The sequence below is a fragment of the Marinobacter shunpengi genome (assembly GCF_045449715.1).
Taxonomy (GTDB): Bacteria; Pseudomonadota; Gammaproteobacteria; order Pseudomonadales; family Oleiphilaceae; genus Marinobacter.
In genome coordinates this window covers 17,809-32,636 of sequence record NZ_JBJJLA010000012.1, presented here as the reverse complement: position 1 = coordinate 32,636, position 14,828 = coordinate 17,809, and the positions used below count along the sequence as shown (strand labels likewise).

The following is a 14,828-nucleotide window of genomic DNA, read 5'->3' as shown; positions in this document are numbered from 1 at the left end:
GAGGAGGCCGCTGGCCCCTCCCGGTTGCTGACTAGCCGGCGGCCTGCAGAGCCTGGTCGATATCGGCAATGATATCGTCCACATGCTCGATGCCGATGGACAGCCGCACCAGGTCCTCGCTCACCCCCGCACTGCGCAGTTCATCCGCATTGAGTTGCCGATGGGTGGTGGTGGCCGGATGGCAGGCCAGGGACTTGGCGTCGCCAATGTTCACCAGCCGGTAGATCAGTTGCAGCGCGTCGATAAACTTCGCCCCCGCGTCGCGACCTCCCTGGATACCAAAGCTCAGGATGCCCGAAGCCTTGCCGCCACAGATTTTGTCGCAGGTGGCCTTATACGGGCTGCCGGGCAGGGCAGCGTAGTTGACCCACTCCACCTTGGGGTGATCCTGCAGGTACTGGGCAACCTTCTCGGCATTCTCGCAGTGCCGCTCCATGCGCAGGGCCAGGGTTTCCAGGCCCTGCATGATCAGGAACGAATTGAACGGCGACAGGGCACTGCCGGTGTTGCGCAGGGGCACCACCCGGCAGCGGCCGATAAACGCCGCCTCGCCCAGGGCTTCCGTGTAGACCACGCCATGGTAGGAGGGATCCGGCTCATTGAGCATGGGGAACTTGTCGGCGCTGGCCTTCCAGTCGAACTTGCCGGAATCCACCACCACGCCGGCCACGGTGGTGCCATGGCCGCCAATGTACTTGGTCAGGGAATGCACCACGATATCCGCACCATGCTCGAACGGGCGGCACAGGAAGGGGGTGGCCACGGTGTTGTCCACGATCAGCGGAATGCCGTGTTTGTGGGCGATCTCGGCCCATTTCTGGATGTCCACCACGTTGCCCGCCGGGTTACCGATGGACTCGCAGAACAGGGCGCGGGTCTGGTCGTCGATGGCCTTTTCGATGGCGTCATAATCATCGTGGGCCACCATACGGCAGTTGATACCCTGGTTGGGCAGGGAATGGGCAAACAGGTTGTAGGTGCCGCCGTAAAGCTGGGCGGTACTGACAATGTTGTTGCCAACGGTGCAGATGGTCTGCAGGGCGTAGGTGATGGCCGCCATGCCGGAAGCCACCGCCAGCGCACCCACACCACCCTCAAGTTGCGCCATGCGTTCCTCCAGCACCCCGTTGGTGGGGTTCATGATGCGGGTGTAGATGTTGCCCTGCACCTTCAGGTCAAACAGGTCCGCGCCGTGCTGGGTGTCGTCAAAGGTATAGGATGTGGTCTGGTAGATGGGGGTCGTCGCGGCGTGGGTCGTGGGGTCGCCGCTGAAGCCTGCGTGCAGTGCCAGGGTTTCTGGTTTCATGTTGGTTGACTCCTTTATTGGTTTTTTTGGTGTCTGGGCATTAGCCGGATGGTGGAAGAGTATGGCACAGAAATAGTGCTCCATGAGACGACGATGGGCGCCATTGCATCGTAGAACCGGTTGTCTTGCTCACGTATAGTGACCAATGAATTCGGGATTGTCCGATTCAAACAAAAACAATGTCAGGAGTACCCCCAAAATGAAAAACACGTCCATTGGCGTGGGACTGGCCGTTCTGGGTCTGGTCTCACCGTTGTCCGCCCAGGCCACTGATCTCAGGTTTGCCTCGGGTTATCCCCAGGGCAGTATCACCAGCGATGCCCTCGGTGTCTTTGAAAGCCGTCTGGATGAGTTGTCCGGTGGTGAACTCGGTGCCCGGGTGTTCGAGCTGTCGCTACTGAACCTGCGGGAGACACCCTCAGGCATCCGCGATGGCATGGCTGACATGGGTGTGGTGCTGACGCCCTATTTCCCTGGCAATTTCGCCCACACCAATATGGTGGCGGAAGTGTCCATGTCCATTGAACTGACGGAGGGCGGTTCCGACCAGGCCGGGCTCGTCTACACCGGCGCCATGTCCGAGTTCATCTTCCTGAACTGCGAGGAATGCCGTGACGAGTTCGCGGCCCAGAACCAGCTGTTCCTTGGCAGTGCCGCCACGCCTCCCTATTCCCTGCTGTGCCGGGAGAAGGTGGACAGCCTGGAGGCCCTTGAAGGCAAGAACCTGCGTACTTCGGGCGCACAGTGGGCCCGGTGGGCGGAATCAGTGGGTGCCAACCCCATCACCATGTCGGTCAATGAAATCTACGAAGGCCTGAGCCAGGGTGTGGTGGACTGTTCAGTCCAGTCCACCTCGGAGTTGTCGGTGTTCAACCTGTTCGAAGTGGTGGACGACATTACCGTGAACTACCCCAGCGGCGTATTCAGCGGGGTCGGCTCAGCCAACATCAACCTGGATACCTGGCGCTCGCTCTCCGAGGCCCAGCGCAAGGCCCTGCTGGAGGCCACCGCCATACTGTCGGCCGAGTTCAGTTGGGGCTATGAGCAGGGTGCCGTCGACAACGAGGAAACCGCCCGGGAGCAGGGCATTGGCATCACCCAGGCGACAGACGCCATGAACGCGGACAACCGCGAGTTCATCAAGACCGACCTGAAAACCATTGCCCAGGGCTATTCCGAGCGCTACGGCATCGAAAACGCCGAAGCCCGGATTGAGACCTTCCGTGAGTTGCTCAGCAAATGGCGTGGGCTGATCGACGATGTCCAGACCAGTGAGGAACTGGCGGACATCTACTGGAAGGAAGTGTTCTCCAAGGTCGATGCCGGCCAGTACGGTCTTTAAAGCACTGATGGGGCCATCCGGTAAAGGATGGCCCCATCAGCGTCAGCCGGTGGCCGGCTCCCGGTCCGGGAAGATCGTGTCGTAGGCCCAGGTAAAGACAAAGGCATAGACCAGGTAGAAGAGCACGAAGGCGATATCAACGATCAGCGCCTCCAGCAGGCCAATGTCCATCCACCAGGCAATGATGGGCAGGAACGCCAGCATCAGCCCCAGCTCGAAACTGATGGCATGGAGGAAGCGCATGCCCAGGGACTTATGGGTGGACCCCGTCCATCGCTTCAGTCCGTGGTCGAACATCAGGTTGAACAGATAGTTCCAGACGGTCGCCATGGTGGCGCCAATCACGCCCAGTACACCAGTCTTACCGGTATCAAAGCCGAAGGCCGCAGCGGCCAGGGGTACGGATAGCAGCAGGCCGATCACCTCGAAGGAAATGGCCTGGCGGATTCTGTCTCTGGTGGTTCTCATGGTTGGGAAAAATCAGAAAACGGGTCGTCCCGCGTTCAGGTCCCGGTATGGGTGGGGTCGTCCCCAATGACTGCATAGTTTGTCCAAGTATACTGAGCAGGCTACCTGTCATCCATCAGAAGGAACCACGATATCGGCCAGGGGGTTATCCCTGTCATGCCGGGTCCCGATCGGACCTTGAGACATAGCCGGAGGCCGGCATGAGAGGCTCGTGGAGCCGAAAATGTTTCAAAGAACTTGGATCCTGTTGAGGGTGCGGCTAAGTTTGAAGCAAACGGCAAAAGGCCATCAATCGCCTTTAACGCGGGGGATAGAACAGCTTGCAGAAGAAACCGATTGTACACCTTCCTCGAAAACGTCCGCGACAGGACCGGGCCAGGTTCACCGTTCAGGTTATCTACGATGGCTTTGTGAGGATCTGGTGCAGGCAGGGGCCCCAGGCGGTCACCACACGGGCGATAGCAGAGGAAACGGGCTTTGCGGTAGGCACCATTTACGAATACTTCCCAAACACCACGGCGCTACTGTCGGGGTATGTCCGGCACTGTATAGAGTGGGATATTGAACGGCTCAGGACCAGGGATCAGCAGCAGTGCAATGCGGCCTGGACGGAGCGATTGTTTGACGTTGTGCGGGTAACGGCGGGGGCTGACCCGGAAGCCCCTTACCTGGATCGCACCATGCTTCTGCAGGAAGGGCAGATAGCCCTGGAAACACATCACCGCCGGGCCTTCGAAAGATTGTCGGATACCTGGATTGAGATTGTGTCTGGCTGGCCTGACCTGGCCAGCCCGCCCGCCCCTGAAGTCATTCGAACCCTGTTCACCATGGTATGGGGGGCCCGACGCTATCGCCTGCTGGCCCAGGTGGAAGCCCGGGAGCTCGGCGACTGGCTGGACTCAACGTATGACATGTGCCTGAGCCTGATCGGAGCCCCCACCGATCAGGGCAGGACCACGATATGACCCTCATCGGGACCCACCCTGTTGTGGCATAAACGCCCGATAACCTGCGCGGCCTCTTCCAGACCGTCGCTGAAGCACAGACTCACCCAGGGGGCGTCCGGATTGCTCAGGGCCTGGATGAACTCCGCCTGCCTGGCGTCCATGGCCGTAAGTACGGCACGTCCACCCAATTCCCTGACCCGCTTGCGGTAGTGAGGTGCGGCGAAGAAGAAACGGGTCTTGAGGTTGTTATCGTCAATACTTTCATAATTGAACTCCAGGTTGGATGACGAACCTGCATAACAGTCGTGCACCAGGTTGTTGCCAAAGTGCTGGTGAATACGTTCTCTCAAGTGACTGTCGCCCGAGAAATCGATGTAAAGAGTGGGGCTGTCGGCATCGATCGACGACAGTTCATCATAGGTAGCGACTGACGGGTAGCAATCCAGTCTTTCGACAAAGGCCCGGTTTCTGTCCGAGGTCAGTCCGATGATCCGGGCATCGGTATTTCCCTGGATGCAGAACGCCGAGCCGAACGCCGTTTTGCTGGAGGCGCTGGAAATGACGATCTGGCGGGCGCCGAAAAAGTCGTTATCCATCAGGTAGTCTGAAAGCATGTACGAGGTGAGGAACAGCGGGCGCAGCAAAATCCGGTAATCGCTTTCCGGAGCGCTGGTATCGGTGTCACCACAGTTGGTGTAGTAGTTGTACGCTGCCGGCAGGCCCTGGCGATGGTCTGATACCTCGACAAAGCCCCGCGGGGTCACCTTGTCGATGACGAGCTTCAGGTGCGTGGCCATCGGATAGTATCCAAAGTACCGGTCTCCCACCCGGACGCCATCGGTTGCCGAGGCAATGACGCGGCCAATACCCCATACGGGCATGTGTCCCCAGTCATCCCGGCCGGTGGGGAAGAACTTCCAGTACTCCATGGCATCCCCGAAAGCCGCATAGGTAATGTTGTTCGTTGTCAGGCCAAAGCGCTCAAGTCTGATGATGGCCTCACCCTCGCTTAACTCCGCCTCCATTTGACCGTCCTCGATTCGGCTCTCATGCAGTTGCTCCTTGTGGGTGAGCAACCGTTGAAAGGTCATGGTTTCTGATGGGGTTTGGGAAGTCATGGTCGCAAGCTCTCTTAAACAATGGGCGAGAAGCTATGGTAGCAACGGGCGCCGGCGGGATGGTTCAGGTTTGCAGGTCCTTGAATGGCGAGGCCGGGCGCCCGATTCCTCGGGCACAGGGAGGGGCGTGTTCAGGTTTGGTCAAGGCGCGATGGTGGCTTTTCGGGGTATCTGCTCAAGACTGGGGTGGCTTGGGGCGGTGCATCTGGAACTTCTGGGCGGCACCCACGGTAAAGTAGTCCGCCGGCCCGCCACCGCGAAGCACCGGCTCCGCTGCGGCGGTATCATAGATGCCATCGCGGATAAGGTGCCGGGCGATATGCACGCCAACCACTTCGCCGAATACCATCCAGGTGTCCGCCTTCCGCCCGTCGGCACCGGCAAGCTGGAGTACCTGGGACGTACGGCACTCCAGCGCCACCGGACTCTCCGCCACATGGGGCACGGAAATCACCCGGGAGGGCTTGGGTGTCAGGCCGCCCAGGGTGAACTCATCCACCTCCGGCCCCACCTGGGCACAGGTCTCGTTCATGGCTTCACTGAGGGAGCGGGTCACCAGGTTCCAGCAGAACTCGCCGGTGGCCTCGGCATTCCGCACCGAGTCCTTGTAGCCGATACTGGAAAAGCCAACGATGGGCGGGTGGTAGTTGAAGGCATTGAAGAAACTGTAGGGGGCGAGGTTAAGCACGCCGTTACTGTCCCGGGACGAGATCCACCCGATCGGACGTGGCGCCACCAGGGCATTGAAGGGATCATGGGCCAGGCCGTGCCCGTTGGCCGGTTCGTAGAAATGGATATCCTCACTCATAAAGCGCACCTGAATGTGACGGGAAATTCTGTAAGTATTCGATAGCCGGGCCAATTCCGATCAACCAGCCATATACTCCCTCTCCCCAACGAGGGACCAGCGAAGCGCAGAACAGCCGCAGGCTGGCCCGAAGGGTGAGGGCCAAAGGCCCGAATAATGGGTCGGGGAGAGGGGGAGCGCCCGCCGGGCGCCTGAGAGCATAATAGGAGACTTAGCCCTTACTCCTTAGATCAGCAACAGAATGGCGGCCTGATCGGGCAAAAAACAACCGCTCAGACATGACCGAGCAACCCAAGCACACCAAAGATAATCAGGTACCCCGCCACGATGTAGTTCAGCAGGCGAGGGAAGATCAGGATGCCAATGCCGGCGGCGAGACTGATCAGGGGCGCGAGTTCCAGGTGAAGTGTCATAGTGGTTGAGTCCTGTTGTAGTGGCCCGGGGCCTGCTCGTCATCTGCCAATGCAGGCCAGGCAGGAGTTACGGAGAATCCGAAAAGCTCCGCTATAGCCTAGCAAAACAATCGACTATGGACAGTCGGGCTGGAAACAGTCGTTCCTTCCTGGCCATAATCCAGAAATGGACCATGATATCCGGGCACAACCGGACAAGGCGGGGGAACCAGGAGAGCCATGACCTCAACAGACGAAAGCCAGATCACTGACAAGCAGCGCGAGGCCACCCTGAGGCGGCTGGAGCGTTTCAGCACCGTCATGGACAGCGCCGTCCGTATCCCGTTTACCCATATCAACGTCGGGGTAGAGGCCGTGATCGGGCTGGTCCCGGTGATAGGCGACGCCGCCGGTCTCGTGCTCTCCGGCTATGTCCTCATGGAAGCCCACCGCATGGGCGCCAGCCGTCGGGTGAGGGCCCATATGCTCAAGAACATCGTGATCGACGCGGTGGTTGGTAGCGTTCCGCTGCTGGGGGATGCGTTTGATGTGTTCTACAAGGCCAATATCCGCAATACCCGGTTGCTCAGGGAGGAGTTGGAGCGGGATATGGGTGGAGGCCAAGGCTGAAAAAGTCCGGCTCTTTCGAGCTGAGCTTTTTGCAGTCTTGTACCAAGAGGCAGAGTATTCAGCCTGCGGCCCGTGGCTCCGACATTTTCCGCACGCTTCGTGCACTTCGGTCGAACCGCCGATCCCAGAATTATGAGACCTGTGTGAGAAAGACAAAATAGCACTATGGCTCGCAATAACAACCAGTTAGATGGCCTAGTTGGACAGATTCGGACAAAAAAGCCACTCCTGAGGTCAATTGGACAACCATAGTGTACAGTCTGTAATATGTGCATAAAAATATTCAATGAGTCATTCTTATAGTTCGTTTTGAGATGTTTTAACTGAGGGGGCATAGATTTGGCTGCGCCTAGGGTGTTTGTGAGCTCTACCTGTTTCGATTTGGCCGAGGTACGTGATAGCTTAGTCGGGTTTTGTCACGGTTTTGGTTTTGAAGTCGTTTTGAGCGAGCAAGGTGACGTTTTCTATCACCCTGACCTTCATACTCACGAAAGTTGCGTCAATGAAGTTTCGAATTGTCAGTTGTTGATATTGATTATTGGTGGAAGGTTTGGAGGCTCTTATAGGATTGATCCTTCAAAATCGATCACAAATGCAGAATACTCTGCGGCCAAAGAAGTTGGATTACCCGTTTTTACCTTTGTGAAAGAAGGTGTCCTTGCCGATCATCATGTATATCAAAAAAATAAGTCTAAGCCTTTTTCTTCTGAAATTGAATATCCGTCGATTGACAAGCAAGAGTTTGCGGAAAATATATTCAACTTTATAGACGCCGTCCGCGGGGCAGATGTAAATAACGGTTTTTTTGATTTTAAATACGCTAAAGATATTCATGAGAGTTTAAGAAAGCAGTGGGCGGGAATGTTTTTTGAGTACCTTTCTCAGAGGAGCATCTCTAATCAGCTGAGCTCCACTAATGAATCTATTCGCAACCTATCAATAGCTTCTCGGAAAATCGAAGAGCTAGTAAAAAGTGTATATCGGCAAGTTGATGAGGTGGGTGCGAACGATTCTATATCTATTATAGATCTTGAAAGTGAGGCAAGTAAGTTTTTTGCTGAACTGGCTTCTAAAATCGATAATAAGGGCTTTATCCCCTTTAAGAAAATTGAAAGTTTATCCGCTAATCCTCCAAATGAATGGTGGAATTTCATTTTACAAATAAGCGATGATTTTGAGTTAATTCCAGATGTTATGATTGATGAGGATAGATCAACAAGCGTTATACTTAATCAATCTTCAGGAATCGTTGTTTGTGATATAGAAGGAAAGATGACACCCGGTCAAAAGAAGTTGAAGGAAAGGCTAGAATCTGGTTACAAGGCGTTCTTAAACCTTTCAGTCGATTCTCGCAAGAATGTCATTTCAAAATATGACGATCTTCCATTTTGATTTTTTAGGTCTTATCAGTTCCTGCAATACTCGATAATTTTATCTTTCTGCTTTTCGCTTATTTCCTGTTGTTTCCAGAATACACACATCTGGTGATTCATCCGGTTTTCCTGAGCAGCACGCTGCCCATGCTCTTTTGCGATCTCCATTTGCCGCCGGTGCTCTTGTTGAAGTTTCACGCTCTCTTGGATTGCGGTAGGTTTCCACCTTTCCCTTTCTGGTCCACTCATCTCCCAAAGCGCTACCCCGTTAGGATTCACATAACAGTTGGCATGTAATCGTAACGATTCGGGTCGAGAGCAGCGGTTCCGCCACATAGTTTCAGTGACATGCTCTCCGTAAGCTCTGGATGCGCTGTGTATGGCGTCAGTGATGGTGTCTGCTTGGGCAACTCCCAGGAAAGGGAGAGCTAGAAGAAAAAAACAAATCCTTTCATTACTGCGTCCTCTAGTCGTGCCGATCCTGGAACCACTTCTCCATCACTCGTCTTGTTACTGCTATCGCTCGGCGTGACTGTCTACATACCTGTGAATTCGCTTCGTCGTAGTTAGGGGTTGGTCCTTCCGGCTTTGAGCCCTGCCGCATAGAGGCCAATATAGGGCATGATAGTCCACCACTCTGCAGAACGCATCAACAACCGGGCACGGGTGTCTTTTGATGAGCTGGGGCGAGGTTATCCACTGGGGGCGAGTGGAGCTAGGCGTAGGGGGGCTGGATGCAATAGATGGCTATATGAAGAGCTTCATTTTCGATGCAACGATTTGCCGGCGTCAGTCTGCAAATTCGAACAGAAGAAATCCGGTCAGCATGCTGAGAGCTCCGAGGCACATCCAGTAAACATGAACTTTCAGTGCAAGGCGTATGGGGAACGGCTGATCCCTGAAATCTATGGCGAGTTTGTCTTTCCTGCGTACCCGTGCACTCATAAGATCGCCTGCGTAGCTATTCAGGCTTATGCCCCTTGCCAGCCAGCTATCAGGATACTCCCTGTTTGCTGGTCCTCCTGGAATTGCTATTTCATCCAGTTTCGGGATCAGCCTGATGGCCAGATAGACAACATAGATAATCCAGAATGGGCCGGTAATCATCGAGAAAGCTGTGGAAAGGATTGCGGCATTGGTGATAAATGATTCCTGGGTTTCCGTGAGCCAGAACACCAGGAATGCGGCCCAGAGGCCAATCGGTATAGAGAGATAACACAGTATGCCGGTAATAGACATTTTCAGGGGTTCATCCTCTGGTCTCGTTGTTGTTCATTACACCGAGGGGCGGTCATTGGGGCGCTTTGTTGAGGTCCATCCTGCGCGGCTACCGGATGATCTCCATTAGGACAAAGTCGACCAGAAGAGCCAGTACGATACTGCACATCCAGTAGACGTGAACCCTTAAGGCAAGGCGTACGGCGGGAGGTTGCTGCTCCATCTCTATCGGGAGATTGCTTCTTCGTCGCGCCCGCGCGCTCAAGAGATTAGCCGCGTAATTATTAAGACGAGTGCTCCTCGTCAGCCAGTTACCATGATTCGAATCCTCTGCTGAAGGCGCCTCACCGGACAACTGATCCAGCCGGGGAACCAGTTTCTTGATCAGGTAAACGACGTAGAAAATCCAGAACGGCCCCGTGATCAGGAAGAAGCTCGCCAGCAGCATCGACACGTATACGAGGACGTCACCTTGCGTTTTCATGAACCAGGAGACGGCAAAAGCGCCCCAAAGCGCCAAGGGTAATGAAAGATACAAAAGTATGCCGGTCACTGACATCGCGGCCTACCTGATACGAGCCTGGCGTCCTCAGGCTCAAGACGGGGACGTTGGACAAATACTTTCGGGCGGTTCCGAGAGCCAGTCATAATTTGCCAACGACCTGTCCTGGTGCGACACCATGATCGAAACAGGGAGGCGACCAAAGCTGCCACGTTGGAGTCATAGTGAAGTCTTATTCTCATTCTCTAGGTTGGCATAAGAAGAAAGCCGATCAGCAGTGTCAGGTTGATTCCGAACATCCAATAGACGTGCACTCGCAAAGCCAGACGCACCGCCCCAGGTTGCTCTCTGAGATCGATTGGCAGGTTGTACTTTCTTCGGGCCCTTGAGCTCACTAAATTGGCGCTATAGACGTTCAGGGCCATGAATTTGGTCATCCAATTGGTGGAGTACCGTCTGGAATCCGTGAGCTCGGGCTCGGCCAGACTGTCCAGCCTGGGAACCAGGGTTTTGGCGAGGTAGATGACGAGAATTATCCAGAAAGGACAGGTAATGATGGCGAACCCTCCCGCCACCATGGCCGTATCAGTAGTAATGGGGTAGGGCGAACCGATGGTCCATAGAAAGGCTGCGGCTATCCACAGCCCAATGGGTAAGGACACATAAAAAAGTATGCCAAAGACCGACATTCGAGCGAACCTACCTTATCGTCCTTTCGTAAATGAGTTCCCCGCCAGCTTTCCCAAACTTTGATCCAGCATAGCCGCCAACAAGAGAGCCTGTAGTACCAGCGACGATCCCGCACCAGAATGCGCTGGTTCCCCAACTGGGAAGCCCGAATGCCAGCGTACAAGTGCCCCAGGTAGCTAAAGCGCCGCCGCCAGCCGCGCCTGCAATTCCCCCCGCTGTCTCTCCTCTAAGCGAGTACTTGGTGAAATCACAATTCTCGCTGTCCGTTTTGCACGCTTCCCGAATGTTGAGCTCATTCACTGAGATACCGATAGCCATTGTCAGGTACCCACCAGCCTTCAGGTAACGCGATGTTCGACTATAACGGTCAAAGTGTGTCTGGAAGGCATCGACATTCTCGGCGGCGCCCAGGCGCTTCCATTGAATGACCTGGCTCTTGGTGCTGATCTTCAGGGCATCCTTGGCCCTGTCGCCTAGGGCGCTCCCCATGGTGATGCTTCTGCCGTAACGGCCAATAGCAGTATCCAGCCGGCTGTATATCTGTCTGCGTTTTTCGTAGAAGTGCGAGGTCAGTTTGCCATGGGCCTGGAACGCATTCACGTATGCCCGCTCGAGCTCTTTCAGGGACTCGCCAACCATCTTGTTGGCTTCGGAGCTGAAGGAAATTATGGAACCGGCAAGGCTGTTCCCGATGGATACGCCATCAAGCAGCAGGTTCGGATCCTCGGAGACATTGTTCACGAGTTGCGGGTTGTCGGCGATAAGGCGTCGCTGTGGAGCGTCCATACCGTTGACGATCTGCCGATTGATCCGGCCGATCAGATTGATAATGCCGGTTTCCACCGCCGGGTCGTAACAGATCAGCTTGGGAAGGTAGAGCAGTTGTCCCTCAAGGACTTCGTTGTACTGGTTGGCTGCAAGCTGATTATAGTGCAGGAAGTCCCTTGCCAGGGCGGAATCCATGCTTCCGTAGAGTTCAAGGGCCAGTAGTTCGAGGTGGGTCTGACGGCGAACGACGTGCAGATACACTTCGTCTGTAGTGGACATGATACGCTCCCTGCGTGAAGTTTCCTTTCCGTGGTCGGATTATGCGTTTTGGGATGGTCACGGTCAAACCGTAGTCGCCAGTATGCGGCCGGTGTCAGTAACCAAATCGTAGTGGCCGGCTACGACTTTGCCGGACCCTGAACGCATGCCGTGCAGGCCCCTAGTAATCGGACTCCCTGGGACGAGGAACGACCGGGCAGACGTCAAAGGCTTCGGCCTTTGTGCTGCCGTTTGCATTTTTATAGGGTGCGAAACAGTCATGGGCTCTTTGGTAGCGTTCCATGGCCTGTTCATAGTGTGCGTCCCGCTCGGCAGGTGTGGCGTTGTCCGGTAAAGGGGGCAGGGGTGGGAGCTCAAGCTTGCCGGTGGTGTTTGAGGTTGGCTGCTCTTCCTGTGGTTCCTCGGGCTTTTCCTCGCGGCTTCGGTTGCCCTCAGCGGTGCTCTCGGCAGCTTCATGAATGTTTTCCGCTATCGTCTGCGCCGCTTCGACGTCGGCCTGGCTCGGGGCCGTACCGGAGAGTTCCACGGAATCAGCGTTGTCCCTCTGATGGGCCGGGAGTTCATCGCTGAAATGGACGTTTCCATCCTCGTCGGTCCATTGATAGATCTGTGCCGTGGCCTGAAAGGTGATGAGAAGGGCGGTAACAGCCAAAGCTCCACAGGGTATCCAGACATTCATGGCATCATCCTTGATTGCTTCTGAAGGGGTAACGATGTTGCTGCCGGGGCCGGCAGGTGGTCCGGCCCACAGTACGACTATTTTTAGCGCATGTTGGGGTTGGTTACAAATCGATAGGTGGGCATAGCTCCTGTCAAACCGACTTCGTTGGTTCGACTCTTTGTCAGTCAGAATGAAAAAGGGTCCACGCTTGCGCGAGAACCCTTTCTAACCCTACGTTCAAGGTTCCTTGAAGCTCTGGCGAAGCGATCAAATGCGCCTGGAATGGGCGGAGTTAACCTGCGGGCGTCACCGTTTTAACATTCTGCACACCGATCTCGGTCATCACTTCAAGGACCTTCGGCATCTCGGCCACGCTTTCACCGGACAGCTGGATAGTCACGGTTTCCGGTTCTCCAAAATTATCCCTGATGACCGCCGCAGCGCGCTGGGTCTCGGAAAAATCGACCTCTACGTCATCAATCAGGAAGGTAAACCCCTCCACCTGTCGTATTTCAAGGAAATTGGCCTGTGCCTGGCCTGGGTCACTTGCGGGAACGAAATCGATCTCGTAGAAGGAGGCCATGTCCTGGCAATTCCACGGTGCGCTGGTGACATCTTCGATCCCATCCTTGATGAAGGGGTAGACGTCAGCGTAATTGCCAATGTTCGCCCGGTCCGCGATTACCGCTTTAACCTCGTCCGTCTCCAGGTCTTCTTCAAGGTTCTCGTAGATGGCTTTTTCGACGTCCGAAAGCCACATGCCCTCATACTCACTTTTCAAATACGTAGGGTCGAAGGCATCGCATAGGGTATCCGCATCGGTCGTAAGCTGATTTTCCGAGCCACATGCGGAGAGCATCGTGAAGGAAAACGCCAGACAGAGAGTAAACGGTGTTCTGTAAGTTCCTCTCTTCATGACTGATCGCCTGAGATCTCACGATTAAAGTCGATGAAGGACCTGACGATTTTCTCAAAACTATCTTTCAGCGATTCGGGATTGCTCCTGACTTCACGGACGATGGTCATGGCCTCTGTTGAACTGACCGTTACGCCGGAATCCCGAAACATTTCCAGGAACTGCGTGGCGACACCCGCCGCCGCTCCTGGGTTGGACCAGTCTATTTTCTGGATCTCATCGACAAGGGGCTTATGCTTGCTTTTGACGGCTTCGAGGTAGCCCTCGGGAAGGTTGATGGCTGATTTGATAAAGCCAGTACAGAGTATGGTAAATATCGCACTCCAGGCGGTAAATGGCCTGGGAGATACCGTTGCCTTGCCGGCAAGGGCTCCCGCGAGCTGTCCCCTGGTTTTTTCGTCACTGGCGACACGATCCAGGGTATTGGCCACTAGCCTTTCACTATCAACTTGCAGCTGCGAAGTAACGAATTGTTCAAGCTTCTCATGCAAAGTCGGCGCGAGTTCTTTGATGCGTTCTCGTTCACTAAGAATCGTTTCCGCCAGTTCCTTCGATGAGCTCATTTTCGATCTGGCCTGCGCACTGGAAACCAGAACGTCTGAACCAACCACCATGATCAACGCCGGTATGCTGGCCGCCGAGATGACTCCCATTATGAAGTACATCTCGTACTTCACTATTGTCTTAATCAGTGACGTTTTTTTCGAAACCTGATAAGCCAACTCTCCGTTGGTTATGTCATAGGCAAAACTATTGAGGTCCTGGATGAAAAAATTGTAGTTATCTGCTCTGCCAGGGGACACTCTGAGGAAGATTACTGAATCGCAGGAAATCTCGTAGATAACACGTTTATCCCCATGCCATGCATGTACTTGTCCGGCTTTCAGGGTGAATTCAGGCAGTTTCCAGCCAAGTTGGTTCGTTGGCCTCATGACCTGTTCATTGTGATCGTCGAAGGGGCGATACTTGTTGATATCTGCCGTAATGTTTCTTGGGAGGGTAGGGCTGATAGCGTGTTGGTTGCAGGCTCTGACCAAAGCCCAGCTTCCGTCTGGCTGCCGTTGCAGCTCGTGAATCCTTTCCATGTGAGCCTCCTAGCCCAGTCTTTTCCCTTAGGGAAGTGCGACAGTGATAGAGCGGGGCAGATGTCCTGACGACTGCTCCATAACACCACAGGTCGTCAGCTTACCAATCATCCGCAAGGTGCGCCACTGGCAAGCAGGGAGGCGGGATAGACCGCAAAGAGTAGTGAAAGCGGGGTTAGTCTTGCTGTCGACATGTCCGTCCGGGCTTTTCGGTGCCGGTAGCAAGGGGCGCAGCATTCAGGCCTGGCGGCCTTCACCTTTTGGGCCGTCGTCGCGTTGCTCCGGTCGACCCGCCTGCCTCGGTTCCACTCCATCTATCGGGCAT

The 14,828-nt window shown here is 55.1% G+C and carries 16 protein-coding genes; 4 read left to right on the top strand and 12 right to left on the bottom strand.

Translation table 11 applies throughout. From position 1 onward, the window contains the following. Positions 1-31: 31 nt before the first annotated feature. Entirely contained in the window at positions 32-1,306 is a 1,275-nt protein-coding gene (locus ACJO3T_RS06695; protein WP_406961446.1) for an O-acetylhomoserine aminocarboxypropyltransferase/cysteine synthase family protein, read from the bottom strand. 199 nt (positions 1,307-1,505) lie between these two features. Here ACJO3T_RS06695 and ACJO3T_RS06690 point away from each other — a divergent pair, with 199 nt between their 5' ends. Further along, entirely contained in the window at positions 1,506-2,648 is a 1,143-nt protein-coding gene (locus tag ACJO3T_RS06690; protein ID WP_406961448.1) for a C4-dicarboxylate TRAP transporter substrate-binding protein, read from the top strand. 42 nt (positions 2,649-2,690) lie between these two features. On the opposite strand, the gene ACJO3T_RS06685 is transcribed toward ACJO3T_RS06690, so the two are convergent. Then, complete coding sequence (locus ACJO3T_RS06685; RefSeq protein ID WP_406978123.1) at positions 2,691-3,116, bottom strand: PACE efflux transporter; 426 nt, start codon at positions 3,114-3,116, stop codon at positions 2,691-2,693. A 410-nt stretch (positions 3,117-3,526) separates the two neighbouring features. Between ACJO3T_RS06685 and ACJO3T_RS06680 the strand changes: the two genes are divergently transcribed. Then, entirely contained in the window at positions 3,527-4,081 is a 555-nt protein-coding gene (locus ACJO3T_RS06680; protein ID WP_406978122.1) for a TetR/AcrR family transcriptional regulator, read from the top strand. Here the strand turns inward: ACJO3T_RS06680 and ACJO3T_RS06675 are convergent. From ACJO3T_RS06675 to ACJO3T_RS06665, 3 genes are all read right to left on the bottom strand, one after another. Continuing rightward, positions 4,060-5,181, bottom strand: a complete 1,122-nt coding sequence (locus ACJO3T_RS06675) for a DUF2855 family protein (RefSeq protein ID WP_406978121.1) — start codon at positions 5,179-5,181, stop codon at positions 4,060-4,062. The two genes, ACJO3T_RS06680 and ACJO3T_RS06675, sit on opposite strands and share 22 nt — an antisense overlap. A 175-nt stretch (positions 5,182-5,356) precedes the next feature. Then, a complete protein-coding gene (locus ACJO3T_RS06670) occupies positions 5,357-5,989 on the bottom strand; it encodes a flavin reductase family protein (protein WP_406978120.1) in 633 nt (210 codons plus the stop codon). A gap of 272 nt (positions 5,990-6,261) precedes the next feature. Then, positions 6,262-6,402 (bottom strand): DUF3096 domain-containing protein, encoded by a 141-nt coding sequence (locus ACJO3T_RS06665; RefSeq protein ID WP_406961456.1) that lies wholly within the window; start codon positions 6,400-6,402, stop codon positions 6,262-6,264. Positions 6,403-6,621: 219 nt separating this feature from the next. Here ACJO3T_RS06665 and ACJO3T_RS06660 point away from each other — a divergent pair, with 219 nt between their 5' ends. Continuing rightward, positions 6,622-7,011 (top strand): DUF4112 domain-containing protein, encoded by a 390-nt coding sequence (locus tag ACJO3T_RS06660; protein ID WP_406978119.1) that lies wholly within the window; start codon positions 6,622-6,624, stop codon positions 7,009-7,011. Positions 7,012-7,365: 354 nt separating this feature from the next. Next, on the top strand, positions 7,366-8,403 hold the full coding sequence (locus tag ACJO3T_RS06655) for a DUF4062 domain-containing protein (RefSeq protein WP_406978168.1): 1,038 nt from the start codon (positions 7,366-7,368) through the stop codon (positions 8,401-8,403). Between the two features lie 770 nt (positions 8,404-9,173). On the opposite strand, the gene ACJO3T_RS06650 is transcribed toward ACJO3T_RS06655, so the two are convergent. The 7 genes from ACJO3T_RS06650 to ACJO3T_RS06620 all read right to left on the bottom strand — a co-directional run bounded on the left by ACJO3T_RS06650 (position 9,174) and on the right by ACJO3T_RS06620 (position 14,503). Next, on the bottom strand, positions 9,174-9,623 hold the full coding sequence (locus ACJO3T_RS06650) for a hypothetical protein (RefSeq protein ID WP_406978118.1): 450 nt from the start codon (positions 9,621-9,623) through the stop codon (positions 9,174-9,176). 88 nt (positions 9,624-9,711) lie between these two features. Further along, the gene (locus tag ACJO3T_RS06645; RefSeq protein ID WP_406978117.1) at positions 9,712-10,161 is read right to left on the bottom strand and encodes a hypothetical protein; all 450 of its coding nucleotides are present in this window, start codon (positions 10,159-10,161) and stop codon (positions 9,712-9,714) included. Between the two features lie 188 nt (positions 10,162-10,349). Further along, on the bottom strand, positions 10,350-10,793 hold the full coding sequence (locus ACJO3T_RS06640) for a hypothetical protein (protein WP_406978116.1): 444 nt from the start codon (positions 10,791-10,793) through the stop codon (positions 10,350-10,352). Between the two features lie 10 nt (positions 10,794-10,803). Next, the gene (locus tag ACJO3T_RS06635) at positions 10,804-11,841 is read right to left on the bottom strand and encodes a hypothetical protein (RefSeq protein WP_406978115.1); all 1,038 of its coding nucleotides are present in this window, start codon (positions 11,839-11,841) and stop codon (positions 10,804-10,806) included. A 160-nt stretch (positions 11,842-12,001) separates the two neighbouring features. Further along, a complete protein-coding gene (locus ACJO3T_RS06630) occupies positions 12,002-12,520 on the bottom strand; it encodes a DUF4124 domain-containing protein (RefSeq protein ID WP_406978114.1) in 519 nt (172 codons plus the stop codon). 274 nt (positions 12,521-12,794) lie between these two features. Beyond that, positions 12,795-13,418: a peptidylprolyl isomerase PrsA family protein gene (locus ACJO3T_RS06625; protein ID WP_406978113.1), complete on the bottom strand. Its 624-nt coding sequence runs from the start codon at positions 13,416-13,418 to the stop codon at positions 12,795-12,797. After that, positions 13,415-14,503 carry a hypothetical protein gene (locus ACJO3T_RS06620; protein WP_406961468.1) on the bottom strand — a complete coding sequence of 363 codons (1,089 nt, stop codon included), beginning with the start codon at positions 14,501-14,503 and terminating at the stop codon, positions 13,415-13,417. The genes ACJO3T_RS06625 and ACJO3T_RS06620 overlap by 4 nt, the downstream gene beginning before the upstream one ends. Between the last annotated feature and the right edge of the window lie 325 nt (positions 14,504-14,828).